This is a genomic window from Azospirillum sp. TSH20 (assembly GCF_003115935.1).
Taxonomy (GTDB): Bacteria; Pseudomonadota; Alphaproteobacteria; order Azospirillales; family Azospirillaceae; genus Azospirillum.
The window spans coordinates 23,472-48,372 of the sequence record NZ_LGQU01000044.1; the positions used below are offsets into that span (position 1 = coordinate 23,472).

Here is a 24,901-nt window from a genome sequence, read left to right on the forward strand (position 1 = left end):
CTCTCCCCGTCGGAGGGGCTTATGGATATTTTCTTCGGTCAACTCTTCACCGGGCTCAGCATCGCTTCGATCCTGCTGCTGGTGGCGCTCGGGCTTGCGATCATCTACGGCGCGATGGGGGTCATCAACCTCGCCCATGGCGAGTTCGTCATGCTCGGCGCCTACGGCACCTGGTTCCTCCAGTCGCAGTTCGGCCTGCCGCTGATCCCCTGCCTGCTGCTGGTGTTCTTCATGGTGGCGGCGGCCGGCTGGGTGGTCGAGAGCACGGTGGTCCGCTTCCTCTACCACCGGCCGCTCGACACCATCCTGGCGACCTGGGGCATCGGCATCATGCTGCAACAGGCGGTGCGCCTGTCCGCCGGGGCCGAGCTGCGCTATGTCCAGACGCCGGAGTTCCTGTCCGGCAGCATCGACATCGCCGGGGTTGGCGTCCCCAGCTACCGCCTGTTCATCCTGGCGCTGACCGCCGCCCTGCTGGCGCTGACCTGGTTCATCATCCAGCGGACCGAGTTCGGCATGAAGCTGCGCGCCGTCACCCAGAACCGCGAGATCGCTAGTTGCTACGGCATCAACAGCGCCAGGATCTACAGTCTGACCTTCGCCTTCGGCTCCGGCCTTGCCGGGCTGGCCGGGGCGCTGGTGGCGCCGATCAAGAGCGTGGCGCCGGACATGGGCACCAACTTCGTGGTCGATGCCTTCATGGTGGTGGTGGTCGGCGGCGTCGGCAGCCTGATCGGCACGGTGGTCAGTTCCGGCCTGCTCGGCAGCGGCACCGCGGGCATCGCCTTCCTGCTGAACGACACGCTGGCCAAGGCGCTGGTCTTCCTGGCGGTGGTGGTCCTGATCCGCTTCCGTCCGCAGGGTCTGTTCGTCGATCAGCGGCGCCGGTGAGGGGGACCAAGTCAATGACCAGTGTCCAGTTCCCCGACGACCAACCTTCCAACCTCCGCCAACCAGAACTCCGTAACGGGGCCAGTCCCCCGGTCAGTCCCGTCGCCCGGAGCCCGCTTATGTCGAAATCGACCCTGTCGCGCAGCAAGCCGTATGCGCAGTTCGCAGTCTATCTCCTGTTCTGCGCCGTCATCCTGGCGGTTCCCAGCTTCGTCACCGACGCCTTTCTGCTGAACAAGTTCGCCCGCTATCTGGCGCTCGGCCTCGCCGCTGCCGCGCTGGCCTTGAGTTGGGGCTATGCCGGCATCCTCAATCTGGGGCAGGGGGTCAGCTTCGGCATCGGCGCCTATGCCATCGCCATGCATCTGAAGCTGAAGACCAGCCCGGTCCACACCGGGTCGGCCGGCCTGCCGGACTTCATGGTGTGGAACAACCTCGATCACCTGCCCTGGTTCTGGCAGCCCTTCCATTCCAGCCTGTTCGCGGTGCTGGCCGGCATCCTGGCCCCGGTGGTGGTGGCGCTGCTGCTGGGATCCTTCATGTTCCGGGCCCGGATCGCCGGGGTCTATGTCGCCATCATCACGCTCGCCATGCTGGCGGTGGTCAACCTGCTGTTCATCGACCAGCAGGCCTACACCGGCGGCTTCAACGGCATCACCGATCTGGCGTGGCTGGAGGTCGGCAGCATCACCTTCGATCCCTACAGCCCGGCCTTCTACTATCTGTCCGCCGGGGCACTGTCGCTGTGCCTGCTGCTCGGCCTCGTCTTCACCCGCAGCAAGGCCGGGCTGATCCTCCAGGCCATTCGCAACGACGCCGACCGGGTGCGCTTCTTCGGCTACGACGTCGCCGCCTACCAGTCGCTGGCCTTCGCGGTGTCGGCCGGCATGGCCGGGGTGGCGGGCATGCTCTACGCCATGGTGCTGGAATTCGCCTCGCCCACCTTCATGGGGGTGCCGCTCAGCCTGTCGATGGTGATCTGGGCGGCGGTCGGCGGGCGCGGCTCGCTGCTGGGTGCCGCCATCGGCGCCATCCTGGTCAACTTCATGCAGGGCAGCCTGTCCGAGAGCTTCCTCGACACCTGGCAGCTCATCCTGGGCGGCATGTTCATCCTGGTGGTGGTCTTCCTGCCCAATGGGTTGTCGAGCCTGATCGGCATCCTGTCGGACCGCCTGACCCGCCCGGCCCGGCCCGCGCCGGCCTCTGCCCTTGCCGATGCGCCGCACGCCCGCCGCAAGCTGAGCTGAAGGAGACGACCGACATGGCCTATCTCGAACTCCACGGGCTGGAAGTCAGCTTCGACGGCTTCAAGGCGGTCAACGGCCTGCATCTGGCGGTCGAGCGCGGCGAGTTGCGCTGCCTGCTGGGCGCCAACGGGGCCGGCAAGTCCACCACCCTGGACCTGATCTGCGGCCGCACCCAGCCGACCGGCGGGCGCATCCTGCTCGATGGTCAGGACATCACCCATGCGCCGGAATATCGGCGCGCCCGCCATGGGGTGGGCCGCAAGTTCCAGGTGCCGAGCGTATTCAAGGAACTGACGGTGCGCGAAAATCTGGAGGTGGCGCACTCCCGGCTCCCCAGCCCGGCACGGACCATCCGCCTGTTCCCCGGCCTCCGCCTCAACCGGCGCATCGCCGAGGTGCTGGAGATCGTCGAACTGGCCGACGAGCTGGACACCAGGGCGGCCTTCCTGTCGCATGGCCAGACGCAATGGCTGGAGATCGCCATGCTGCTGGTCCAGGACAGCGCCCTGATCCTGATGGACGAGCCGACCGCCGGCATGACCATCCAGGAGACCGGCAAGACCTCGCGCATCTTCCAGCGGCTGCGCGGCCGGCACACGCTGATCGTGGTCGAGCACGACATGGGCTTCGTCCGCGAGATCGCCGAGACCATCACCGTTCTGCACCAGGGCAAGCGCCTGTCCGAAGGATCGATCCGGCATGTGGAGAACGATCCCAAGGTGCGCGAGGCCTATCTTGGAAGCGGGGGCATCTCCCATGCTTGACATGACCGACGTCTATTCCTTCTACGGCAGCAGCCCGGTGTTGCAGAACGTCAGCTTCGCGGTGCCCAAAGGCAGCCTGCTCAGCGTGCTGGGCCGCAACGGGGTTGGGAAGACCACGCTGATGCGGACCATCATGGGTCTGACCGACCGCGTCACCGGCTGGATCGGGCTGGGTGGCAGCGATATCCGGAGCGAGCCGACCCACCGCCGCGCCGGCCTCGGCATCGGCTACGTCCCGCAGGGGCGCGGCATCATCGGCAAATTCACCATCCGCGAGAACATCCTGATGGGCACCTTCGCCCGTCCGGACGGCAAGCGCGAGATCCCGCCCCTGGTGTTCGAGATGTTCCCCTATCTGCGGGACAACCTGAACCGCAAGGGCGGCGACCTGTCCGGCGGGCAACAGCAGCAGCTGGCGATCGCGCGGGCGCTGGCGGCAAATCCGCAGGTCCTGCTGCTGGATGAACCGACCGAGGGTATCCAGCCCAACATCGTCGAACAGATCCAAAACGTGATCATGACCCTGAACCGCCAGTACGGCATCACCGTCGTGCTGGTCGAACAGAACGTGACGTTCGCCCGGCAGGCCTCCGACCATTTCCTGATGCTCGACAAGGGGCGGGTCGCCGCCCACGGGCTGACGGAAAGCCTGACCGACGATCTGGTGCACCGGCACATGGCCGTTTAGGCCGCAGTTCCGGTCCCATTCCCGCCAACCCCGAAACACGGGTTCGCCGTCCCGCCTCGCACCGGGACGGGACGCCCTCTCCTTGTCCATCGACAGACCAAGCATCCACAGACGAAGCCAAGCATCCACAGACGAAGAAGGAAACGCACCATGTTGCACGGCGATATTTCCAGCAGCAAGGACACCGTCGGCGTCGCGGTCGTGAACTACAAGATGCCGCGCCTGCACACCAAGGCCGAAGTCCTCGACAACGCCCGCAAGATCGCGGAGATGGTCCAGGGCATGAAGGTCGGCCTGCCGGGCATGGATCTGGTGATCTTCCCGGAATATTCGACCCACGGGATCATGTACGATTCGAAGGAGATGTACGAGACCGCCTCGTCGGTTCCCGGCGACGAGACCGAGATTTTCGCCGACGCCTGCCGCAAGGCCAAGGTCTGGGGCGTCTTCTCCCTGACCGGCGAGCGGCATGAGGAGCATCCGCACAAGGCCCCCTACAACACGCTGATCCTGATGAACGACAAGGGTGAGATCGTTCAGAAGTACCGCAAGATCATGCCCTGGGTGCCGATCGAGGGCTGGTATCCCGGCAACTGCACCTTCGTCACCGAAGGACCGAAGGGGTTGAAGATCAGCCTGATCATCTGCGACGACGGCAACTATCCGGAGATCTGGCGCGACTGCGCCATGAAGGGCGCCGAACTGATCATCCGCTGCCAGGGCTATATGTATCCGGCCAAGGAGCAGCAGGTCATCATGTCCAAGGCGATGGCCTGGGCCAACAACACCTATGTCGCGGTGGCGAACGCCGCCGGCTTCGACGGGGTCTATTCCTACTTCGGCCATTCCGCCATCATCGGCTTCGACGGCCGGACGCTGGGCGAGTGCGGCACCGAGGAGAACGGCATCCAGTACGCCCAGCTCTCCACCTCGCTGATCCGCGACGCGCGCAAGAACATGCAGTCGCAGAACCACCTCTTCAAGCTGGTCCACCGCGGCTACACCGGCAAGATCAACTCCGGCGAGGATTCCAAGGGCGAGGCGGCCTGCGCCTACAGCTTCTACCATGACTGGATCAACGATCCGGAAGGGACCCGCGCCCGCGTCGAGGCGATGACCCGCGGCACCGTCGGGACCGAGGAATGCCCGATCGACGGCATCCCCAACCCGGAGACCGCACTGCATCGCTGAAGGACCGAGACCCCGTCCGCCGAATCTCCCGGAGGATTCGGCGGACGGCGCGGCGGGTGCCAGGGGACGCCCGCCGCATCTCTCCGGACCGAGGCCATTCACAAGGAGACGCGCCGATGGCGCTGGACGCACACCGGATTCTGGAGGAGCCCTATTACCGGCCCGTCGCCGGGGAGGTGGCGCTGTTCGAGGCCGCCTATGCGGCGCGCATGCCGATGATGCTGAAGGGTCCCACCGGCTGCGGCAAGACACGCTTCATCGAGCATATGGCGTGGCGGCTTCGCCGGCCGCTGGTGACGGTGGCCTGCCACGAGGACATGACCGCGTCGGATCTGGTCGGGCGCTTCCTGCTCGACCCTGGCGGCACCGTCTGGCACGACGGGCCGCTGACCCAGGCGGTGCGGCACGGCGCCATCTGCTATCTCGACGAAATCGTCGAAGCCCGCCAGGACACCACCGTCGTCATCCACCCGCTGACCGACGCCCGCCGCATCCTGCCGTTGGAAAAGCGCAACGAGCTGGTCCAGGCGCATCCGGACTTCCAGCTGGTGATCTCCTACAACCCCGGCTACCAGAGCGTCCTGAAAGACCTGAAGGAATCGACCAAGCAGCGCTTCGCCGCCATCGAATTCGGCTATCCCGGCGCCGCGGTGGAGGCGGAGATCGTCGCCCATGAATCGGGCGTCGCCGCCGACACCGCGGCCTTGCTGGTCCGCATCGCCGCAAGTTCGCGCAATTTGAAGGGCCATGGACTGCAGGAGGGGGTTTCCACCCGCATGCTGATCCATGCCGGCCGGCTGGTGGCGCAGGGGATCGCGCTGGAGACTGCCTGCCGGATCGCGCTGGTGCTGCCGATCACCGACGATGCCGACGTGCGGGACGCCTTCTCCGCCGCCGTGTCCGCGGCGATTGCCTGACCCATCCCTCTTCAGGGAGAGGAAAGAGGACCGGAGCCCAAATGCCCGACGACCAGTCGCGCCAATTTTCCGCAGACACCGCCTTCTCCTCCGTCGAGCGCCGGCTGGTCGCCTATCTGGTCGCCCTGTGGCGGTTGCGGGTGCCGATCCGCCATGCCAAGCCGGATGCCGCCGGCAACCCGCCGCGGCGGGTCAGCCTGTCGGACGGGCTGATCTGGATGCCCGGAACCTTCCGCGGCGTCGATGGCCGCCGCTCCGGCGCGCTGTTCCGCGCCGCCCTGGTTCATGCCGGGGCGCATCTGCGCTTCACCGGTCCGCGCTTCCCGGCCGCCGGGCTGAAGCCGATGCAGCTGGCGCTGGTCTCGCTGATCGAGGATGCGCGGGTCGAGTATCTGGCGATGCGCGAGCATCCCGGCCTGCTGCGGGTCTGGCGGCCCTTCCACGTCGCCGAGCCGGACGGCGCCGGCACCGCGCCCGCTTTGATGGCGCGGCTGGCCCGTGCGTTGATCGACCCCGACTACCGCGACGACGACGCCTGGGTCGCCAAGGGCAGGCGCCTGTTCTTCGCGGCGGAGTCCGAGTGGGACAGCCCGGCGGTAAGCCGCCGGATCGGCGGGCTGCTGGGCAACGACCTCGGCCAGATGCGGGTGCAATTCAATTCCAAGGATTACGTCGTCGAGCCAGCCTACCGCGACGACAATCTCGGCCTGTGGGACCATGGAGAGGCGCCGCCGACCCCGCCCAGCGATGCCGAAACCGTGTTCGAGGCCTTCCGCACCGAGCAGGAGGAGCGCGACCACGGCCGCCCGGACGATCAGGTGGGGGAGGGCGCTACCCCGGCCAGACTGTCCGCCACCGATGTCCCCGCCCGCGCGGTGGGAGAGGAGGAGATCACCGCCCCGCCGGTGCGCTACCCGGAATGGGACTACCGCGTCGGCATCGACCGTCCCGACTGGGTCGTGCTGAACGAACGCCGGACCGAGACCGGCGACCCCGCCGCCATCGCCCGCATCGTCGAACGTCATCAGGCGACCGCCGACCGGCTGACCGCGCTGGTCCGCTCGGCCAAGGTCAGCCGGCCGGTGCGCCTGCGCCGTCAGCCGGAGGGCGACCGCATGGATCTGGACGCCTGCATCGACGCGATGGTCAGCCACCGCCGCGGCGAGGCTCCCGATCCGCGGGTGCACGAAGTGCTGGTCCGCCGCAACCGCGACCTGTCGGTCCTGCTGCTGCTCGACGTCTCCGCCTCGACCGACGATCCGATCGCCGGGGGCGGACGCAGCGTGCTGTCGGTGGAGCGGGAGGCCGCGACCCTGTTCGCCCAGGCGCTGGACGAGCTGGGCGATCCCTTCGCCATCCATGCCTTTCGTTCCAACGGGCGGCAGGACGTCAGCTATTACCAGATCAAGGCCTTCCGCCAACCCTACGATGCCGCGGCCAAGGGGCGGCTGGCCGGATTGAAGGCCGGCCTGTCCACCCGGCTGGGCACCGCTCTGCGCCATGCCGGACGGCTGCTGGAGCAGCAATCGACCCATCGCCGCCTGCTGCTGGTGGTGACCGACGGCGAACCGTCGGACATCGACGTCGCCGACCGCCGCTATCTGCTGGACGACGCCCGCCGTGCCGTGCTGGGGCTGGCGTCGCGGGGGATCGACTGCTTCGTGATCGGGCTCGATCCGCAGGGCCGCGATTACCTGACCCGAATGTTCGGGGCGCGCAACGTCATGGTGATCGACCGCGCCGAAAAGCTGCCGGAGGTGCTGCCGACTTTCTACCTGCGGCTATCGACATAAATAAACCGGCCATGGTGGATCGTGCCCCTGAGCGAGGTGTAGGAGCCGGGTCGCCCATCCGATTCTCCGGCCGGTCTGGCCAGATGGTCAGGCGGCCACAGCAGCTCCTACACCACTTCAAGGAACACGACCGAGTTGGTTGACGCCGGTAAGTTGGAAGAGGGTCAATCAGCCTGTCAGTTGCCGCAGCCCCACGGATCGGGTTGACCAGTATTGACCGGCGCCGGTCGGACGGGGCAGGCTTCCGGCCGTGCGCCTCCGAACGTCCGCAAAGCGCCAAGAGCGGTCATAACGGCCGATGCTGTTTCACTTCCGTTGCGCCCGGGTTATTGGGAATGTACAACGCATTTCCGCAAGGACAGAGAAAGCAATTGATTAACGACAAAGCCCTCTCCGAAGAAGATGCCACTGCGCTGGCACTTGCAGAATGGCTGCGCGATACTATCAGCAGATTCGTACGCAGCGTGAGGAATGAGACAGATACGCCAACGACATCTCAGTCTGAAACCCTGTTGCTTCTTGAAAAACGCGGTCCGTTGAGTGTCGCCGAACTAGCGAACTGCCGTAATGTCCGACATCAAAGTATGCGACTGGTGACCGCTCAGCTTGAAACCGAGGGCTTGGTTTGCAGATTGCCCAATCCAGCGGACGGGCGCAGCCAACTTCTATCGATCACCGAAAAGGGGCGAGAGGGATTGTCTCGCTCCCGCGAAGCTCGGACATCGAAGATCGCCGCTCTGATAGAGGAACGTCTGTCCGAAGAGGATAGACGGACGCTTGAAGCCGCAATTCCCATTATCGAACGGCTTTGCTAGGCTGAAATCACGCCTTTGACAGTGCAGCAAGAACATTCGACAGAGTGTTCACGCCCCAATGTTCAGCGTATTTGCCGTCCTGAACACGCACGATATCGATAACGTCGATGGCAACGTCACGTCCTGTCGCAGGAATCCCGGCCAGTGTAGCGGAGTGAACCCCGCTGATTGTCTTGCGGGTGGTGACCTTGTCACCCTCGGCGATCTGGTCATGGATTATCACCCTCAAGCCCGACAGGGCGGGCCGAAGAATGTTCTGGAAGGTGTTCCACATGCTTTCCGGACCGTTAGGCATGCCCTGGGGTGCGGCGTGATTGATGAAGTCCGGCGCCATCAATGCGTTGAATGCGGCTTCATTGCCGTTCTGAATGACCTCGATGTTGAAGCGGCGAACCAACTCCTTGTTGTCAATCGTCATACTCGGCCTTTCAAGAACGGTTACCGGATGCACAGTCTCACTGTATATCCGGTAACCGTTCCGACGCCCGATTGCAAGCGATCTCGAAGACTGAAACACCTGATATCGCCATCCCCGATGACCGCTTCGGGTCAGATGCGGACGGTTGAAGGTGTCGCGAAAAGGGCGGTATGGCCATCTCGCCAGTATCGCGGCGGGCAAGTTGGCCAGCACCGGCCCGGCCAGTCGGCCGCCGCGTCCTCCAGGTACTGCATCACCGGGTCTCCGTCGAATGGACCTCGATCGAATGGCAGGGCCGCCCGTCCGCGGCGGCAAGATCGGCCAGGAAAGCGTCAAGCTCCAGCCCATAGGCCTCGGCCGCCTCGCGCACCGTCATGAAGGGCGCCATGGCGCAGCCGGGGCAGGCGAGGCCATGGCGAAGCAGCACCGGCACCACCGCCGGCCGCGCGCTCATCAGCTCGGCCATCGTCAGATCGGCGAGCTTCATATCGGCAAGCGCCATATCGGCGACCGTCATTTCCGCATGCTCCGGCACAGGGGGACAGGCCGCCACCATAGCCACCACGCCGCAAGCGATCTTTGCGCCACAGCAACCCTGCCGGAGATCACTCCCGCCCAGGCACCGGCGGCTTCACCGGCGGCGGCACCGGCGGCAGATCCTCGGCGATGACGACCAGCGCGTGGGGCTTGCGGATCACCACCTGCTGCCGGCCGCTCTCGACGATGCCCTGGCTTTCCCAGGCCGACAGGGTGCGGCTGACCGTGTGCAGCGTCGTCCCCGTCATCTCCGCCACATCCTGGCGCGACAGCGGAAAGTCGATCTCCACCCCCGCCTCGACCCGCCGTCCGGCCTGCCGCACCAGCCGCAGCAGGGCATGGGCGATGCGGCGCTCCACCCGCTCCGTCGCCACCTCGCGCAGGCGGTTCTGCAACTCGCGCAGCCGGCCGCCGATGATCGACAGCGCGTTGCGGGCGATGGCGGGATGGCGGTCCATCAGCTCGGTCATCGTCGCCGCCGGCCAGGACAGCTCGACGCAATCGGCCACCGCCACCGCATCGGCCGGATAGAGCCCGTCGGTGAAGATCGCCAGCGTCCCGAACATCTCGCCGGGGCCGATGAAGCGCATCACCACCTGCTGCCCGTCGGGGCCGGTCTGCACGATCTTCACCCGCCCGTCGATCAGCGCATGGCCGGCCGCCGCCGGCTCCCCCTGGGTGAAGACGGCGGTGCCGCGGGGATGCAGCCGGGGCCGCGCCAGCGCCACCGCGTCGGCCAGCGCACCGGCGTCGAGGCCGGCGAACAGCGGCATGCTGCGCAGAACGGCGGGATCGGGGGGCGGGGGCATGGCGGTCGTCCTGGCTCGCTGTGCGTGATCTGTATCCATTCGTGCACGACTTTGTTGCGGCTCAAAGCGCGAAATCCCGGCCGCCGCCAGAATGACGCGCTACACCACCGCCTGACAGCACCGCCTGACAGCACAATTGAAAGCCCCCACACCATGCCCGCTCCCGTCACCAGCGCCCACCGGCTGATGTATCCGGCCGCGTCCCTCTTCGCCGCGCTGGCCGTTCCGCTGTGGCTGGCGCAGATCGGCGGTCTGCTGCCGCTGGGCTGGTCCCCGGCGATCCATGCCCACGAGATGACGCTGGGTTATGCGCTGGCGGTGGTCGGCGGCTTCCTGATGACCCGGCTGTCGCGCCCGATGCTGGCGGCGGCATTCCTGTCCTGGCTCGCCGGACGGCTGGCGCTGCTGGCCGGACTGCCGGCGGCGCTGGCCCTGCCGCTCGCCTTCGCCTATCCCGTTCTGCTGTTCATTGTCGCCGGCCTGCCGTTCCTGCGGACCAGCCGCAGCGGCCACAACGCGGTGTTCGGCCCGCTGATCGGGGCTTTCCTGCTTGCCGAAGCACTGTTCTGGGCGTCGCAACTGGGTCTCGTCCAAGGCGTCGGCCAACCGGTCAGCCTGCTGCTGATCGCCACGCTGCTGCTGACCATGGGCGGGCGCGTCATCCCCGCCGCGACCGCCGGCGCCCTGCGCCGCCAGGGGATCACCCTGACGCAGCGAGTCCAACCGAGGCTGGAGGCGATGGGCATCGCCGGCGCCGCCCTCTGCCTGCTGTCGGCCGCCACCGGCCTGCTGCCGCTGCTGGGTGGCGCCGGCGCCGCGCTGGCGGGGACGAGCGCGCTCCTCCGCCTCGCCCGCTGGAAGCCCCATCGCCTGCTGCGCCAGCCGGAGATCGCCAGCCTGCATCTGGGCTATCTCTGCCTCGGTGCCGGCTGGCTCCTGGTGGCTGGCGCGGCGCTGTTCGAACTGCCGCCCGCCGCCGGCTGGCACCTGCTGGGGATCGGCGCGCTCGGCATCCTCGCCAGCGCCATGACCATCCGCACCACCCTGCAGCGGGAGGCGGAGCCCGATCGTTTTCCCCCCGCCGCCACCGTCGCCGTCGCGCTGATGGCCAGCGCCGCCGCTCTCCGCGTGGCGGCGGTCTGGATACCGTCGATGCCCCTGCTGACCGCCGCGGCGACCGCCTGGACGCTTGCCCAGCTTCTGACCGCCGTCGTGCTGCTCACCCGTCCCAGACGGGCAAGGCGATGACCCCTCACCCCCGCTGCCAGATCCCCTTGCCGGGCAGCCGCTCACGGTCATGCGGACGGTCGAAGTCCAGCGCCGGCCCCTTTGGCACGATCAGCGTCGGATTGATGGCGGGATTGGTGTAATAGCCGGCCTTGATATGGTCGATCTTCACCGTGTCGCGGATGCCCGGCCACTGGTACAACTCGCGCAGGTAGGCCGACAGGTTCGGGTAATCCTCGATCCGCCGCAGGTTGCACTTGAAGGCACCAAGATAGGCGGCGTCGAAGCGCACCAGAGTCACGAACAACCGCCAATCGGCCTCGGTCAGATGCTCCCCGGCCAGATAGCGGCTAGCCGACAGATGCTCCTCCAGCCGGTCGAGCGTGGCGAACAGCCCGTCGAATGCCTCGTCGTAGCTGGCCTGCGACTTGGCGAAGCCGCAGCGGTAGACGCCGTTGTTGACGCTGGCATAGACCGCCTCGTTCCAGCGGTCGATCTCCGGCCGCAACGGCTCGGGATAGAGGTCCAACCGATTGCCGGTCAGATGATCGAAGGCGCTGTTCAGGATGCGGATGATGTCCGCCGACTCGTTGTTGACGATCCGCCCCTCCTGCCGATCCCACAGAACCGGGACCGAGACCTTGCCGGTGTAGGTCGGGTCGCTCGCCGTATAGAGGCTGTAATGGTGGCGGAAGCGGTCGATGCGCGGTCCGCCGTCCTGCTCCTCGGCATAGACCCAGCCATCCTCGCCCAGCACCGGCTCGGCGGCGGACAGGCCGATCACCCCCTCCAGCCCTTTCAACACGCGGAAGATCAGCGTGCGCGAGGCCCAGGGACACAGGTAGGAAACATAGAGGTGATAGCGCCCGGCCACCGCCGGCAGGGTGGGGCGCCCGTCAGCGTCCGGCGCGCCGTCCGGCGTGATCCAGCTGCGGAAGCGGGTCGGCTCGCGGTGGAAGGCGCCGCCCTTGATCTCGCTGGCCGCGATGTCGCCCTTCACCCAAACGCCGTTCACAAGCTGCGGCATCGCGGTCTCTCCTGTCGATGTGGCACATATGCGAAGGGGCCGGCGAACCGGCCCCTCCATCCTACAACAAGTGATAATGGCCCTCTCCCGCCCCGGGAGAGGGAGGAAACCCACGAAGTGGGGAGGGTGAGGGGTAAGGCGAGAATCCCGAACCGCATGGTTCCTTGGATCACCCCTCACCCTTCCCACCGCTTCGCGGCGGGCCCCTTCCCTCTCCCGAGACGGGAGAGGGAGACATATGCAACAGCCGAAATCCGCCGGCGATCAGCTCTTGACCGCTTCGACCTCGATCAGCAGCTGGATGTCGTCGCCGATGGCCGGGGCGCCGTACTTCATGCCGAACTCGGTGCGCTTGACCGTGCCGCGGGCGGAGAAGCCGGCGGTCTCCAGCTTGCTGGCCGGGCTGACGCCGTCCTTGTTGAAGGTGACGTCCAGCACCACCGGCTTGGTCACGCCCAGCATGGTCAGGTCGCCATGCAGCTTGCCGGTCTTGTCGCCGGTCTTCTCGATCTTCGTGCTCTTGAAGGTCATCTTCGGGAACTCCTTCGCATTGAAGAAGTCCGGCGAACGCAGATGCTCGTCACGCTTGGCGTGGTTGGTATCGACGCTGGTGGTGTCGATGGTGACGTTGACCACGCTCTTCTCGACGGCGTCCTTGTCGAAGGTCACGTCGCCACCGACCGTGTCGAAGCGGCCGATGACGTTGGAAAAGCCGACATGGTTGACGATGAAGACGACGGCCGTATGCGCCGGGTCGATCTTGTAGCTGACCGGGGCGGCGAAGGCGGGAACAACCGAACCGACGGCGGTCGCGGCGAACAGGGCGGCGGCGAACAGGGTCTTCTTCATGAACGGAACTCCGAAAAAACAGGATGAATGGAGGAAAGAGGGGATCAGTAGGGCGACGCCTCGCCGCCGGTCAGCGCATAGGCCGCACCGATGGCGACCAGCGCCGGAAGGACCGCGACCACCGTGACGGCCGCCGACGAAGCGGCACGGCCGATCAGGCCGTCGCCGCGGGGAAGGAAGCGGCGGACATGGCCAGCGAACAGGGCGGGCAGGGCCAGCAGCAGCACCGCGGCCTGGGTCTGGGTGTACAGGGCCAGCACGGCGGCCAGCAGCACGGCGATGCCGGTCGCCACGCGGCCCGACAGGCCCCAGCCATGGCGCTCCACCGGCCAGTTCCACAGCAGGAACCCACCGGCCGACGCCGCGAGCGCCAGCGCCATCTGGGCGATTGAGGCCGAGGAGGCGATCAGCGCCGTGCCGCCGACGGCCAGCGCCAGCGCCAGCAGCGAGGCCGCCGGCGCCGTCGGGCTCTCCACCGTCTCGGAGCCATGGGGCTCCGAACCGCGGGCAAAAGCGACCCACGCCGCGGTGCCGAGCAGGACCAGCACACTGACGACCGCCGCCACGGAATCGAGCGCCGGCAGGGCGATCCACAGCAGCGAAGCGGCCAGCCAGACCGCCAGCACCACCGAAGCGATCCGCCCGCGCAGCCCCGCCGCATCGGCACCAACACCCAGCAGCAGCCCGGCGGCCGAGGCCCAGAACAGCTTGCCCATGCTGGACGGCGGCGGCAGGGCCGGCAGGCCGATCACCAGCGCGAAGACGACCAGGAAGCCGGCGGCGATGCCGGCCGCCGCCAGCGAACGGCGCAGCAGATGCAGGACGCCGACCAGGACCAGCCCGACCAGCAGGGGCAGCACGCTGGATTGAACGAAGGGGTCTTGAAGCAGCTCGGACATGGGGGAACAGCCGGGTCTCGATAGGGTGGCGCAGGTTGCGCTTGGTCGAGACCCTAACCTGTGCTCTGGTAAGCGCGAATTCAGGAGATTTGCAAAAAGCATCTGCAGGAATGAGCGGGAATAAATGCTGAGTAGCAGCAACTGGGACGATCTTCGCTTTCTGCTGGCCGTGGCGCGGCATGGGTCCTTGTCGGCGGCGGCGCGTGTCCTGGGGGTGAACCACAGCACGGTTCTGCGCCGGGTGACTGCATTGGAGCAGGCGATGGGCGCCCGGCTGTTCGACAAGATGCCCGGCGGCTATGTCCTGACCGCGGCCGGCGACGAGATGCACCGGGTGGCGCAGAAGATGGAGGAGGATCTGGCCGCCGCCAACCGGTTGCTGTCCGGCCGCGACACCCGGATCAGCGGCAGCCTGCGGGTGACCACCGTCGACATCCTGACCCTCTACATCCTGCCGCGCCACATCGCCGCCTTCCGCCGGCTGCATCCGGAGCTGCGCGTCGATCTGGTGGCGGCGGAGGCCTCGCTCAGCCTGACCCGGCGCGAGGCCGACGTGGCGATCCGCGCCACCAGCAGCCCGCCGGAGAATCTGGTCGGCCGTGCGGTGTCGGGCCTCGCCTTCGCCGTCTATGGCGCCGCCGCTTATCTGGACGGGACGGACCGCACCGGCGATCTCGACCGCCACCCCTGGGTCGGGCTGGACGAGTCCTTCGACCACACCAACCTCGCCCACTGGATGAAGCGGACGGTGCACGAGGCCTCCGTCGGCTACCGCGTCAACTCGGTGGCGGGCGCGGTGGAGGCGGTGCGGGCGGGAATCGGCCTTGGCCTTCTGCCCTGCGGCGTGGTCGACCGCGACCCCGCCTTCCGCCGCATCGGCGACCCGGTGCCGGAGGCCGACGCCAAGCTCTGGCTGCTGACGCACGAGGATTTGCGCCACATGGGCCGCGTCCGCGCCTTCCTCGACTTCATGGCCGACGCCCTGACCCGCGACCGCGACCTGCTGGAGGGGCGGTGTCCCTGCCCAATCTCCCTCTCACTCCCGATATCCCCCTCTCCCCCCGGGGAGAGGGTCGGGGTGAGGGGGATGCACAGGGTGGAGTCATCAGGGACCGTAGAGTGCGCGATGCTTGAGAATCCTCGCCACGCGCCCCCCTCACCCTAACCCTCTCCCCGGGGGGGAGAGGGGACTCCGCCGGCGCCGCGAGCTGCGTGCATCCCAAGGCCCGCCCGACCAGCCCGATGCGACCCCCGCCGCCGGGTCGACCACTGGTACTGCGGATCGTCGACGATCAAATGCCGGTGGTCCGACAGCCGGTTGCGCTCCAGCCAGCCGACCGTCGCCTCCAGCTCCGACAGCGTCATTTCGGAGCGTGCCTTCTTCATCAGCCGCTTCAGCACGGCGTTGTAGATGTGGTAGCCGGTCGGCCCCTCGGCGACGAGGTTGTTGTCCTCGTCCTCGATCACCTGCGCGGCGACCAGCTGGCCGATGCGCTGGCGCAGGTGATGTTCCGCCGCGCTCGGCGTCAGCGGCAGTTCCCCCGGATCGCGCGATTGCGCACCGAAATCCGGCCCCGGCGCCACCACGGCGAAGCTCAGCGCCGTCGCGTTGGATTCCAGCGGGATGATCTCCGGCTCCCGCTCCGCCGACCGTTCGAAGGGAAGCTCCTGCTGCGGGCGGCGGGTCTTCACCATGGCGCGGGTGCCCTGCTGGGTCTCCACCATGGTGCGGAACTGCTCGAACAGCGCGTCGGAGGGGTGGTAGATCAGCGCCCGCTGCCGGTCATAAGGTCCGCCATGCGGGTCCACCCGCGTCGCCCGCGCGATCGCCTGCTCCAGCCAGGGGCGGGAGCGGATGTGCGTCAAACAGGCGACATGGGTGATCGACGGCGCGTCCAGCCCCTCATAGGCCATGGCGACGGAGACCAGCACCGCCGGCTCCGGCCGCAGCCGGAAGGCGGCCACCACCTCCTGCGCGTCGCGGCAGTCCGAAATGGCGAGCCGCGCCATGCGCCCGGCCTGCTCCTTCGGCATCCAGCCCTGCAGGGTTTCCAGATAGAAGCGCGCCGTCCCCTGGTCCGGGGCGATCACCAGCAGCTTGCCCAGCCCCGGATCGTCGCGCCCGCGCGGCAGCTTCAGCTCCGCCCGCCGTTTGGCCCGATGCTCCCGGCAGGAGCGGTAGGCCTCGCGCAGCATCACCTGGGCGAAGCCGGTGCGCAGCGCGGTGAACAGGGCGTCGCGCGTGTTCTCCCCCGCCTTGGACAGGGCATCGACCCAGCGGTTGGTCCGCTCCGCATCCAGCCAGGAGGCCGAGCCGTCCATCGCGCCGAAGGTGACCGGCAGGATCGCCTTCTCCGCCAGCGCCTGCCGGCGGGAATAGCCGACCACCGCCCAGCCCGGCGCCTTGAAGTCGATCTCCCGCACCTTCCGCGTCCCCTGCGGCGCGCGGTAGGGCAGCCACAGGATCGGCCGCCCGTCGGCGCGCTCCAGCGTCCCGCTCATCAGCAGCCGGGCCGACGCGTTTTCCAGCAGCGGCAGGATCGACCGGCTCCACGCCGTTTCCTCCTCGACCGCCGCCATGCGGTCGGTGTCGAACACCGCCGGCAGATGGTGCAGTTCGTCGACCGCCAGCAGGTAGCGGTGGCGGCGGAACTCCTGCAGATGCAGGTCCGGCGCGGCGGCGACCGCCTGATAGGTGGTGACGTAGCCCTCCAACCCGCGGCAGAGGTCGCGCCCGTTCTCCGCCGCCCGCAAGGCGATGGTGTGTCCCAACAGCTCGCGCCAGCGCGGATCGACGAAGGCCTCCTCCGCCTGCTGGCGCAGGCTGTCGCGCGGCACGATCCAACAGACCCGGTCGATCCGCCCGGCCTTGTGCAGCGCCGCCGCCATGATGACCGGCAGCAGCGATTTCCCCCCGCCGGGCGTCACCGCCGCCAGAACGTCGCGAACCTCCGTCTGCTGCTGGCCGATGGCGTTGGCGATGGCGCTGACCAGTTGCTGATGGGTTCTCAGCTGCGGCATTCCACCCTGCTGGCTGTGGCACGAGGGAGGAGCAAGCCTAAATTCCCGCGTGTCCCCCGGTCATGGGTGCAATCGAAGGTGTCGAGCCCCATCGGGAGTAGCGCAGTCTCCGGTCGGGGGCAGCGATTCGCGCCGCCTAAGCCCAATGACGACGAACCGCCGACTCATTTTGACGTACGCACCTAAAATCGTGGGTCCGGCAACCTGCTGAATTTCACAGCGGATCGGCCGGACGTCAGAGCTTGTCGTTTTTACGGGCCTCCCTCGGCCGTCATCCCCGCGGAGGCGGGGATCCAGGCTAATCCGCTTCTTGGACCCTTAGAACGTCTGGATTCCCGCCTTCGCGGGAATGACGGCCGAGGCGGGCTCATGATGGGGTCCAATGCGAAGCGGTTCAAACTTGAAGCGTCTCTCAACAGGACTCACGAAAAACCACAAACTTTTAGAGCACCAATCACGCTTCAGTTTTTGAGTTGCGTACCTCAAAACACCGGCATATGTTCGCGGCATGAACAATCAAGTCAACGACGCACCCCTGACCCTGCGTGACGTGGCTGCTGCGGCCGGCGTCAGCCTTGCCACGGCCGACCGGGTGGTCAACGGCCGCCCCGGCGTCAGCGCCAAGACCGCGACCAAGGTGCAGGAGGCGGTGCAGCGTCTGGGTTTCCGCCCGCTGGCTGCCGCGGCGGAGCTGGCGCGGGCGCGATCCTGGCGCTTCGCCGTGGTGCTGCCCGGCGGCGGCAACCGCTTCATGATGGACATCGCCGACAACGTCCGCGCCCAGGCCGACTGGTTCCGCGCCCGCCGCATCGCGGTGGAGATCGTCGAGACCGACGTGTTCGACGCCGACACCCTGGCGGCGGAGCTGGCCACCCTGCCGGGCCGTTTCGACGGGGTGGCGCTGGTCGCGCTCGACCACCCGCGCATCCGCGCCGCCATCGACGATCTGGTGGAGGCCGGCATGGCGGTGGTGACGCTGGTGTCGGATGCGCCGTCTTCACGGCGCCAGCATTATGTCGGCATCGACAACATCGCTGCCGGCCGCACCGCCGGATCGCTGGTCGGCCGTTTCCTCGGCCCGCCGCGCACCGGCGAGCCCGGCGGCTCCGTCGGCATCGTCACCGGCTCCGGCAGCCTGCGCGACCATGCCGAACGCCGTTTCGGCTTCGGGCAGGTGCTGGCGGAGGAATACCCCCACCTCACCCGCCTGATCCCGGTGGAGGGGCGCGACGATCCCGAGCGCAACCGCGATCTGGTCCGCCGCATGCTGGCCGACACGCCCGGTCTGGTGGCGATCTACAACACCGGCGAAGGCTCGGTCGGCATCGGCGAGGCGCTGGCCGAGGCCGGCCTTGCCCGCAAGATCCTCTGCGTCGGGCACGAGCTGACCCCCGCCACCCGCCGCATGCTGTTGGACGGCACCTTCGCCGCCCTGGTCGCCCAGGATCCGGGGCACGAGGCGCGCTCGATGGCGCGGGTGCTCCACGCCCTGGTTACGGGCCAGGAGATCGTCGCGGCGCAGGAGCACATCCGGGTCCAGGTCATCCTGCGCGACAACCTGCCCTGACCACTCGGGGCATCAGATAAGGTCGACAGTCATGTTTCTCGGGATCGACATCGGCACGTCCAGCGTCAAGGCGGTGCTGACCGACGCCGACGGGGCCGTCGCCGGCAGCGCGTCCCGCCCCTGCACCGTCTCCCGCCCCCACCCCCTGTGGTCGGAGCAGGAGCCGGAGGACTGGGTCGCCGCCGCCATCGCCGCGGTGGACGAACTGGCCGAACGCCAGCCGGCGGATCTCGCTGCCGTCATCGGCATCGGCTTCTCCGGCCAGATGCACGGCGCCGTCCTGCTGGGCGCCGACAACCGGGTGCTGCGCCCCGCCATCCTGTGGAACGACGGCCGCTCCCACCACCAATGCGCGACGCTGGAGGAAACCCTCCCGACTCTGCGCGCCATCAGCGGCAACATCGCCATGCCCGGCTTCACCGCCCCCAAACTGCTGTGGGTGGCGGAGGAGGAGCCGGACATCTTCGCCGCGCTGGCCAAGGTGCTGCTGCCCAAGGCCTATGTCCGCTGGCGGATGACCGGCGCGATGGTGGAGGAGATGTCCGACGCCTCCGGCACGCTGTGGCTGGACGTGGCGCGGCGCGACTGGTCGGACGATCTGCTCGCCGCCACCCGCATGACCCGCGCCCACATGCCGGATCTGGCCGAAGGCTCCGACGCCGTCGCCCGGCTGTCGCCCGACCTCGCCCGCCGCTGGGGCATGCCGACGACGCCGGTGGTGGCGGGCGGGGCAGGGGACTGCGCCGCCAGCGCCGTCGGCCTCGGCGCCATCACGCCCGGCGACGGCTTCCTCAGCCTCGGCACCTCCGGCGTGGTGTGGCGGACGACCGACCGCTTCCTGCCCAACCCGGCGATGGCGGTCCATGCCTTCTGCCACGCGCTGCCGGGCGTCTGGCACCAGATGGGCGTCATGCTGTCCTCGGCCGCCTCGCTCGCCTGGGCCGCCTCCACCCTCGGCGCGCCGGAGGCGGAGCTGCTGGCCCCGCTCGGCGACGCGGTGGACGGCCCCTCGCCGGTCGCCTTCCTGCCTTATCTGTCGGGCGAGCGCACCCCCCACAACGACGCCACCGTGCGCGGCCTGTTCGCCGGCCTGTCGGCGGAGACCGACCGCAACGCCATGGTCCAGGCGGTTCTCGAAGGCGTCGCCTTCGCCTCCCGCGACAACCTCGTGGCACTCGGGGCCGGCGCACCGACGGTCTTCGACCTCGCCGGCGGCGGCTCCCGCTCGCGGCTGTGGGCGCGCATCTGCGCCGACGCGATCGGCGTCACCATCCACCGCATCGAGGACGGCGAGGTCGGAGCGGCTCTCGGCGCCGCCCATCTCGGCCGCATGGCGGCGACCGGGGAAGCCCCCGCCGCCGTCTGCCGCAAGCCCCGCCGTCTCGAGACCTTCACCCCCGATCCGGCCCGCGCCGAGGCGTACAGCCTGGCCTGGCTGCGCTGGCGCCGGCTCTACCCCCTTGCCAAGGAGTTCGCGTCTTGAGCACCGCCTCTTTCTTCGGCGACCTGTCCCCGGTGGCCTATCGCGGCCCGGACAGCCGCGACCCGCTGTCCTACCGCTGGTACGACAAGGACCGCGTGGTGCTGGGCAAGCGGATGGAGGACCATCTGCGGCTGGCCGCCTGCTACTGGCACAGCTTCTGCTGGCCGGGCGGCGACCCCTTCGGCGGCGAGACCTTCCAGCGCCCGTGGATGCGTCCCGGCCAGGACCCGATGGCGGCGGCGCGCGCCAAGGCCGACGTCGCCTTCGAGATGTTCCGGCTGCTCGACATCCCCTTCTTCTGCTTCCACGACCTCGACGCCGCCCCCGAAGGCGCCACGCTGGCCGAGAGCACCGACAACCTGAAGGCCATCACCGAGCTGTTCGCGGCCAAGATGGAGACCGCCAAGGTCCGTCTGCTGTGGGGCACCGCCAACCTGTTCTCGCACCGCCGCTACATGGCCGGCGCCGCGACCAACCCGGACCCGGACGTCTTCCTCTACGCCTGCGGGCAGGTGCGCGCGGCGCTGGAGGCCACTCACGCGCTGGGCGGCGCCAACTACGTCATGTGGGGCGGTCGCGAGGGCTATGAGACGCTGCTGAACACCGACCTGAAGCGCGAGCTGGACCAGATGGGCCGCTTCCTGGCGATGGTGGTGGAGCACAAGCACAGGATCGGCTTCGACGGCCCGATCCTGATCGAACCGAAGCCGCGCGAGCCGACCAAGCACCAGTACGACTTCGACGTCGCCACCGTCTACGGCTTCCTGGAGCGCTACGACCTGCTGGCCGACGTGCGGGTGAACATCGAACAGAACCACGCCATCCTCGCCGGCCACAGCTTCCAGCACGAGGTGGCCTTGGCGCTGGCGCTCGGCATCTTCGGTTCGCTCGACATGAACCGCGGCGACGCGCTGCTGGGCTGGGACACCGACCAGTTCGCCAACGACATCGGCGAGCTGACGGTGGTGATGCACGACATCCTGAAGGGCGGCGGCTTCACCACCGGCGGCCTGAATTTCGACGCCAAGATCCGCCGCCAGTCGCTCGACCCGGCGGACCTGCTGCACGGCCACATCGGCGGCATCGACTCTTGCGCCCGCGCCCTGCTGCAGGCGGCCCAAATGCTGGAGGACGGCGCCCTGACCAAACCGCTGGCCGAGCGCTACGCCGGCTGGGACGGCGCGGAGGGGCAGGCGATCCTGTCCGGCAAGCGCGACCTCGCCACGCTCGCCGACCGGGCGCTGTCCGGCACCCTCAACCCCCAGCCGCGCTCCGGCCGGCAGGAGTATCTGGAGAACATCGTCAACCGGTACGTTTGAGAAGGGCATGTGACATGCCCTCTCCCGCCCCGGGAGAGGGAGGGGACCCGCCGAAGGCGGGGAGGGTGAGGGGGATTCCAAGAATCCCAAACCGCATGGTTCCTTGCACCACCCCTCACCCTTCCCACCGCTTCGCGGCGGGCCCCTTCCCTCTCCCGGGACGGGAGAGGGAGTTCATGCCACCCCTCGGAATTCTGCTCACGTCCATCAACAAGGCCGCCGCCCCAGGACGGCCACACAGGGAGGAAACACGATGAAGCACCGCCTCACCGCCACCATGGCCGGCCTGTTCCTGACGCTGGCCGCCGCCACCACCATGACCGCCACCGCCGCGCTCGCCGCCGGCACCACCGTCGGCGTCTCCTGGTCCAACTTCCAGGAAGAGCGCTGGAAGACCGACGAGGCCGCGATCAAGGCCGTCATCGAAAAGGCCGGCGGCACCTATCTCTCGGCCGACGCCCAGTCCTCCCCGGCCAAGCAGCTCTCCGACATCGAATCGCTGATCTCGCGCGGCGCCAACGCGCTGATCATCCTGGCGCAGGACAGCGACGCCATCCGCCCGGCGGTGGAGAAGGCCGCCGCCGAAGGCATTCCGGTCGTCGGCTATGACCGCCTGATCGAAATCCCGTCCGCCTTCTACATCACTTTCGACAACAAGGAGGTCGGCCGCCTCCAGGCGCGCAGCGTCTTCGCGCTGAAGCCCAAGGGCAACTACGCCTTCATCAAGGGCAGCTCCACCGACCCCAACGCCGACTTCCTGTTCGCCGGCCAGATGGAGGTGCTGAAATCCGCCATCGACCGCGGCGACGTGAAGAATGTCGGCGAGGCCTATACCGACAAATGGCTTCCCGCCATCGCCCAGCAGAACATGGAGCAGATCCTGACCAAGACCGGCAACAAGGTCGATGCCGTGGTCGCCTCCAACGACGGCACGGCGGGTGGCGCCGTCGCCGCGCTGGCGGCGCAGGGCTTGGCCGGGACCGTGCCGGTGTCGGGCCAGGACGGCGACAAGGCGGCGCTGAACCGCATCGCGCTCGGCACCCAGACGGTCTCGGTGTGGAAGGACGCCCGCGAACTCGGCCGCCGCGCCGCCGAAATCGCCATGGAGCTGGCCGGCGGCAAGAAGATGACCGACATCGCCGGCGCCACCAGCTTCGACGGCGGCCCGAAGAAGCAGAAGATGACCTCGCTGTTCCTCACCCCGATCGCCATCACCAAGGACAACCTCGGCCAGGTGATCGACGCCGGCTGGGTGACCAAGGACGTGGTCTGCCAGGGCGTGAAGCCCGGCAGCGTCAAGGCCTGCAACTGATGGCGGAGCCGTCCTCCCTGTCCCCGGCGTCGTCCTCCTCGGAGGCGCCGGCCGGCCGGCGGGCCGGCATCGGCGACGCCCTGCGCGCGCTGGAGCTGGACACCCGCATGGTCGGGATGATCGGGGCGCTCGCCGTCGTCTGGATCGGCTTCGACATCCTGACCGGCGGCGCCTTCCTGACCCCGCGCAACCTGTGGAACCTGTCGGTGCAGACCGCGTCCGTCGCCGTGATGGCGACGGGCATGGTGCTGGTCATCGTCACCCGCAACATCGACCTGTCGGTGGGCTCGATCCTGGGCTTCACCGGCATGGTGGTCGGCGTGCTCCAGGCCCGCGTCCTGCCGGAGATCTGGGGCTTCGACAATCCGCTGACCTGGGTGGTGGCGGTGCTGGCGGCGATCGCCGTCGGCGGGGCGGTGGGGGCGCTGCAGGGTGCCGTCATCGCCTATCTCGGCGTGTCGTCCTTCATCGTCACGCTGGGCGGGCTTTTGGTCTGGCGCGGCGCCGCATGGTGGGTGACGACCGGCCAGACGGTGGCGCCGATGGACGGGCTGTTCAAGCGGCTGGGCGGCGGCTTCGACGGCGCCATCGGTGCCGGTCCCAGTTGGGCGGTCGGCATCGCCGCCATCCTGCTGTCGGTCGCCGCAATCGTGATGACGCGGCGGCGCCGGGCCGGCTTTGGTTTCCCCGTCCGGCCGCTGTGGGCGGAGGGGGTGGTGATCCTGCTGGTCGCCGCCGCGATCACCGGCGCCGTGCTGGTGGTCAACGCCTATCCCCTGCCGATGCCGGTGGTGCGCCGGATGATGGAGGCGCAGGGTCTCGCCACCGACGGCACCCTGCCGGTCGTCGCGCACGGCTTCGCCATCCCGGTGCTGATCGCGCTGGCGGTCGGCGTGGCGGTGACCTTCCTGTCGCGGCGCACCCGCTTCGGCCGCTATGTCTTCGCGCTCGGCGGCAATCCGGAGGCGGCGGAGCTGTCGGGCATCAACACCAAACGGGTCCTGGTGATGGTGTTCGGCCTGATGGGGGCGCTGTGCGGCCTGTCCGCCTGCATCGCCACCGCCCGGCTGAACGCCGCCACCAACGCCAACGGCACGCTGGACGAGCTGTATGTCATCGCCGCGGCGATCATCGGCGGCACCTCGATGGCCGGCGGCGTCGGCACCATACTGGGGGCGATGCTCGGCGCCATGGTGATGCAGTCGCTGCAGTCCGGCATGGTGCTGCTGGGGGTGGACGCGCCGATGCAGAACATCGTCGTCGGCGTCGTGCTGGTCGCCGCGGTCTATATCGACACGCTCTATCGCAGGGGGATGAAATGACCGGCCTTGCCACGGCGGAACCCCAGGCCGCGACCCGCCCGCTGGTGGAGATGCGCGACGTCTCCATCGCCTTCGGCGGCATCAAGGCGGTGGACGGCGTCAGCATCGACCTCTATCCCGGCGAGGTGGTCGGGCTGCTCGGCCACAACGGCGCCGGCAAATCGACGCTCATCAAGATCCTGTCCGGCGCCTATGCCGCCGACCATGGCGAGATCCGGGTGAACGGCGAGCCGGTCCACATCGCCAGCCCGCGCGACGCCAAGCGCTGCGGCATCGAGACGATCTACCAGACGCTGGCGCTGGCCGACAATGTCGACGCCGCTGCCAACATCTTCCTCGGCCGCGAGAAGCTGACCCCCTGGGGCACGCTGGACGACCACGCGATGGAGGCGGAGGCGCGCAAGGTGATGGGCCGCCTGAACCCGCATTTCCGCCGCTTCAAGGAGCCGGTCAAGGCCCTGTCCGGCGGCCAGCGCCAGTCGGTCGCCATCGCCCGTGCCATCCATTTCGACGCCCGCGTCCTGATCATGGACGAGCCGACCGCAGCATTGGGTCCCGCCGAAACCCAGCAGGTGGGCGAGCTGGTGAAGCAGCTGAAGCAGGAGGGCATCGGCATCTTCCTGATCTCCCACGACATCCACGACGTGTTCGATCTGGCCGACCGCATCCATGTGATGAAGAACGGCAAGCTGGTCGGCACCGCCCGCGTGTCGGATGTGACCAAGGACGAGGTGCTGGGGATGATCATCCTCGGCAAATGCCCGCCGGGCGCGGTGCCCGGACCGGGGGCGGCGGCCTGACCCCC

23 protein-coding genes are annotated in these 24,901 nt (G+C 68.3%); 16 read left to right on the forward strand and 7 right to left on the reverse strand.

Going from position 1 to position 24,901, the window contains the following annotated elements:
* Positions 1–21: 21 nt before the first annotated feature.
* The 8 genes from urtB to TSH20_RS12675 all read left to right on the forward strand — a co-directional run bounded on the left by urtB (position 22) and on the right by TSH20_RS12675 (position 8,306).
* Positions 22–891, forward strand: a complete 870-nt coding sequence (gene urtB / locus TSH20_RS12640) for an urea ABC transporter permease subunit UrtB (RefSeq protein WP_109075073.1) — start codon at positions 22–24, stop codon at positions 889–891.
* A gap of 119 nt (positions 892–1,010) precedes the next feature.
* On the forward strand, positions 1,011–2,138 hold the full coding sequence (urtC, locus tag TSH20_RS12645; protein WP_109075074.1) for an urea ABC transporter permease subunit UrtC: 1,128 nt from the start codon (positions 1,011–1,013) through the stop codon (positions 2,136–2,138).
* A 14-nt stretch (positions 2,139–2,152) separates the two neighbouring features.
* Entirely contained in the window at positions 2,153–2,902 is a 750-nt protein-coding gene (gene urtD / locus TSH20_RS12650) for an urea ABC transporter ATP-binding protein UrtD (protein WP_109075075.1), read from the forward strand.
* Entirely contained in the window at positions 2,895–3,590 is a 696-nt protein-coding gene (gene urtE, locus TSH20_RS12655; RefSeq protein WP_109075076.1) for an urea ABC transporter ATP-binding subunit UrtE, read from the forward strand. Before urtD ends, urtE begins: the two co-directional genes overlap by 8 nt.
* 150 nt (positions 3,591–3,740) lie before the next feature.
* Positions 3,741–4,781, forward strand: a complete 1,041-nt coding sequence (locus TSH20_RS12660) for an aliphatic amidase (RefSeq protein ID WP_109075077.1) — start codon at positions 3,741–3,743, stop codon at positions 4,779–4,781.
* A 116-nt stretch (positions 4,782–4,897) separates the two neighbouring features.
* Entirely contained in the window at positions 4,898–5,698 is an 801-nt protein-coding gene (locus TSH20_RS12665; protein WP_109075078.1) for a CbbQ/NirQ/NorQ/GpvN family protein, read from the forward strand.
* A gap of 41 nt (positions 5,699–5,739) precedes the next feature.
* On the forward strand, positions 5,740–7,491 hold the full coding sequence (locus tag TSH20_RS12670; protein WP_109075079.1) for a VWA domain-containing protein: 1,752 nt from the start codon (positions 5,740–5,742) through the stop codon (positions 7,489–7,491).
* 335 nt (positions 7,492–7,826) lie between these two features.
* Positions 7,827–8,306, forward strand: coding sequence for a MarR family transcriptional regulator (locus TSH20_RS12675; protein WP_109075080.1), 480 nt, complete (start codon positions 7,827–7,829; stop codon positions 8,304–8,306).
* Positions 8,307–8,313: 7 nt separating this feature from the next.
* Here the strand turns inward: TSH20_RS12675 and TSH20_RS12680 are convergent, their stop codons facing one another.
* From TSH20_RS12680 to TSH20_RS12690, 3 genes are all read right to left on the reverse strand, one after another.
* Positions 8,314–8,724 carry an ester cyclase gene (locus TSH20_RS12680; RefSeq protein ID WP_109075081.1) on the reverse strand — a complete coding sequence of 137 codons (411 nt, stop codon included), beginning with the start codon at positions 8,722–8,724 and terminating at the stop codon, positions 8,314–8,316.
* 253 nt (positions 8,725–8,977) lie between these two features.
* A complete protein-coding gene (locus tag TSH20_RS12685; protein ID WP_109075082.1) occupies positions 8,978–9,241 on the reverse strand; it encodes a DUF1858 domain-containing protein in 264 nt (87 codons plus the stop codon).
* A gap of 88 nt (positions 9,242–9,329) precedes the next feature.
* Positions 9,330–10,070 (reverse strand): Crp/Fnr family transcriptional regulator, encoded by a 741-nt coding sequence (locus tag TSH20_RS12690; RefSeq protein ID WP_109075083.1) that lies wholly within the window; start codon positions 10,068–10,070, stop codon positions 9,330–9,332.
* Between the two features lie 153 nt (positions 10,071–10,223).
* Between TSH20_RS12690 and TSH20_RS12695 the strand changes: the two genes are divergently transcribed.
* Positions 10,224–11,318: an NnrS family protein gene (locus TSH20_RS12695; RefSeq protein WP_109075084.1), complete on the forward strand. Its 1,095-nt coding sequence runs from the start codon at positions 10,224–10,226 to the stop codon at positions 11,316–11,318.
* Between the two features lie 4 nt (positions 11,319–11,322).
* On the opposite strand, the gene TSH20_RS12700 is transcribed toward TSH20_RS12695, so the two are convergent.
* The 3 genes from TSH20_RS12700 to TSH20_RS12710 all read right to left on the reverse strand — a co-directional run bounded on the left by TSH20_RS12700 (position 11,323) and on the right by TSH20_RS12710 (position 14,072).
* On the reverse strand, positions 11,323–12,324 hold the full coding sequence (locus tag TSH20_RS12700) for a glutathione S-transferase family protein (protein ID WP_109075085.1): 1,002 nt from the start codon (positions 12,322–12,324) through the stop codon (positions 11,323–11,325).
* 264 nt (positions 12,325–12,588) lie between these two features.
* A complete protein-coding gene (locus TSH20_RS12705; protein WP_109075086.1) occupies positions 12,589–13,173 on the reverse strand; it encodes a YceI family protein in 585 nt (194 codons plus the stop codon).
* A gap of 44 nt (positions 13,174–13,217) precedes the next feature.
* Positions 13,218–14,072: a hypothetical protein gene (locus TSH20_RS12710; RefSeq protein WP_109075087.1), complete on the reverse strand. Its 855-nt coding sequence runs from the start codon at positions 14,070–14,072 to the stop codon at positions 13,218–13,220.
* A 124-nt stretch (positions 14,073–14,196) separates the two neighbouring features.
* Between TSH20_RS12710 and TSH20_RS12715 the strand changes: the two genes are divergently transcribed.
* Positions 14,197–15,237, forward strand: coding sequence for a LysR family transcriptional regulator (locus TSH20_RS12715; protein WP_247871456.1), 1,041 nt, complete (start codon positions 14,197–14,199; stop codon positions 15,235–15,237).
* On the opposite strand, the gene TSH20_RS12720 is transcribed toward TSH20_RS12715, so the two are convergent.
* Positions 15,234–17,093: a DEAD/DEAH box helicase family protein gene (locus TSH20_RS12720; RefSeq protein WP_109075088.1), complete on the reverse strand. Its 1,860-nt coding sequence runs from the start codon at positions 17,091–17,093 to the stop codon at positions 15,234–15,236. The genes TSH20_RS12715 and TSH20_RS12720 overlap by 4 nt on opposite strands.
* 508 nt (positions 17,094–17,601) lie before the next feature.
* Here TSH20_RS12720 and TSH20_RS12725 point away from each other — a divergent pair.
* The 6 genes from TSH20_RS12725 (at position 17,602) to TSH20_RS12750 (ending at position 24,896) form a co-directional block, all read left to right on the forward strand.
* Complete coding sequence (locus TSH20_RS12725) at positions 17,602–18,660, forward strand: LacI family DNA-binding transcriptional regulator (RefSeq protein WP_109075089.1); 1,059 nt, start codon at positions 17,602–17,604, stop codon at positions 18,658–18,660.
* Positions 18,661–18,691: 31 nt separating this feature from the next.
* The gene (gene xylB, locus TSH20_RS12730) at positions 18,692–20,143 is read left to right on the forward strand and encodes a xylulokinase (protein ID WP_109075090.1); all 1,452 of its coding nucleotides are present in this window, start codon (positions 18,692–18,694) and stop codon (positions 20,141–20,143) included.
* Positions 20,140–21,462: a xylose isomerase gene (gene xylA / locus TSH20_RS12735; RefSeq protein ID WP_109075091.1), complete on the forward strand. Its 1,323-nt coding sequence runs from the start codon at positions 20,140–20,142 to the stop codon at positions 21,460–21,462. Before xylB ends, xylA begins: the two co-directional genes overlap by 4 nt.
* A gap of 253 nt (positions 21,463–21,715) precedes the next feature.
* Positions 21,716–22,774 carry a D-xylose ABC transporter substrate-binding protein gene (xylF, locus tag TSH20_RS12740; RefSeq protein WP_199232046.1) on the forward strand — a complete coding sequence of 353 codons (1,059 nt, stop codon included), beginning with the start codon at positions 21,716–21,718 and terminating at the stop codon, positions 22,772–22,774.
* Positions 22,774–24,096, forward strand: coding sequence for a sugar ABC transporter permease (locus TSH20_RS12745; protein ID WP_109075092.1), 1,323 nt, complete (start codon positions 22,774–22,776; stop codon positions 24,094–24,096). The genes xylF and TSH20_RS12745 overlap by 1 nt, the downstream gene beginning before the upstream one ends.
* Positions 24,093–24,896 carry an ATP-binding cassette domain-containing protein gene (locus TSH20_RS12750; RefSeq protein ID WP_109075093.1) on the forward strand — a complete coding sequence of 268 codons (804 nt, stop codon included), beginning with the start codon at positions 24,093–24,095 and terminating at the stop codon, positions 24,894–24,896. Before TSH20_RS12745 ends, TSH20_RS12750 begins: the two co-directional genes overlap by 4 nt.
* Positions 24,897–24,901 lie beyond the last annotated feature (5 nt).

Excerpts from the sequence above, each read along its gene's own strand:
- urtB (WP_109075073.1), top strand. The coding sequence starts at position 22 with ATGGATATTTTCTTCGGTCAACTCTTCACCGGGCTCAGCATCGCTTCG.
- urtC (WP_109075074.1), top strand. The coding sequence starts at position 1,011 with ATGTCGAAATCGACCCTGTCGCGCAGCAAGCCGTATGCGCAGTTCGCA.
- urtD (WP_109075075.1), top strand. The coding sequence starts at position 2,153 with ATGGCCTATCTCGAACTCCACGGGCTGGAAGTCAGCTTCGACGGCTTC.
- urtE (WP_109075076.1), top strand. The coding sequence starts at position 2,895 with ATGCTTGACATGACCGACGTCTATTCCTTCTACGGCAGCAGCCCGGTG.
- TSH20_RS12660 (WP_109075077.1), top strand. The coding sequence starts at position 3,741 with ATGTTGCACGGCGATATTTCCAGCAGCAAGGACACCGTCGGCGTCGCG.
- TSH20_RS12665 (WP_109075078.1), top strand. The coding sequence starts at position 4,898 with ATGGCGCTGGACGCACACCGGATTCTGGAGGAGCCCTATTACCGGCCC.
- TSH20_RS12670 (WP_109075079.1), top strand. The coding sequence starts at position 5,740 with ATGCCCGACGACCAGTCGCGCCAATTTTCCGCAGACACCGCCTTCTCC.
- TSH20_RS12675 (WP_109075080.1), top strand. The coding sequence starts at position 7,827 with ATGTACAACGCATTTCCGCAAGGACAGAGAAAGCAATTGATTAACGAC.
- TSH20_RS12680 (WP_109075081.1), bottom strand. The coding sequence starts at position 8,724 with ATGACGATTGACAACAAGGAGTTGGTTCGCCGCTTCAACATCGAGGTC.
- TSH20_RS12685 (WP_109075082.1), bottom strand. The coding sequence starts at position 9,241 with ATGACGGTCGCCGATATGGCGCTTGCCGATATGAAGCTCGCCGATCTG.
- TSH20_RS12690 (WP_109075083.1), bottom strand. The coding sequence starts at position 10,070 with ATGCCCCCGCCCCCCGATCCCGCCGTTCTGCGCAGCATGCCGCTGTTC.
- TSH20_RS12695 (WP_109075084.1), top strand. The coding sequence starts at position 10,224 with ATGCCCGCTCCCGTCACCAGCGCCCACCGGCTGATGTATCCGGCCGCG.
- TSH20_RS12700 (WP_109075085.1), bottom strand. The coding sequence starts at position 12,324 with ATGCCGCAGCTTGTGAACGGCGTTTGGGTGAAGGGCGACATCGCGGCC.
- TSH20_RS12705 (WP_109075086.1), bottom strand. The coding sequence starts at position 13,173 with ATGAAGAAGACCCTGTTCGCCGCCGCCCTGTTCGCCGCGACCGCCGTC.
- TSH20_RS12710 (WP_109075087.1), bottom strand. The coding sequence starts at position 14,072 with ATGTCCGAGCTGCTTCAAGACCCCTTCGTTCAATCCAGCGTGCTGCCC.
- TSH20_RS12715 (WP_247871456.1), top strand. The coding sequence starts at position 14,197 with ATGCTGAGTAGCAGCAACTGGGACGATCTTCGCTTTCTGCTGGCCGTG.
- TSH20_RS12720 (WP_109075088.1), bottom strand. The coding sequence starts at position 17,093 with ATGCCGCAGCTGAGAACCCATCAGCAACTGGTCAGCGCCATCGCCAAC.
- TSH20_RS12725 (WP_109075089.1), top strand. The coding sequence starts at position 17,602 with ATGAACAATCAAGTCAACGACGCACCCCTGACCCTGCGTGACGTGGCT.
- xylB (WP_109075090.1), top strand. The coding sequence starts at position 18,692 with ATGTTTCTCGGGATCGACATCGGCACGTCCAGCGTCAAGGCGGTGCTG.
- xylF (WP_199232046.1), top strand. The coding sequence starts at position 21,716 with ATGAAGCACCGCCTCACCGCCACCATGGCCGGCCTGTTCCTGACGCTG.
- TSH20_RS12745 (WP_109075092.1), top strand. The coding sequence starts at position 22,774 with ATGGCGGAGCCGTCCTCCCTGTCCCCGGCGTCGTCCTCCTCGGAGGCG.
- TSH20_RS12750 (WP_109075093.1), top strand. The coding sequence starts at position 24,093 with ATGACCGGCCTTGCCACGGCGGAACCCCAGGCCGCGACCCGCCCGCTG.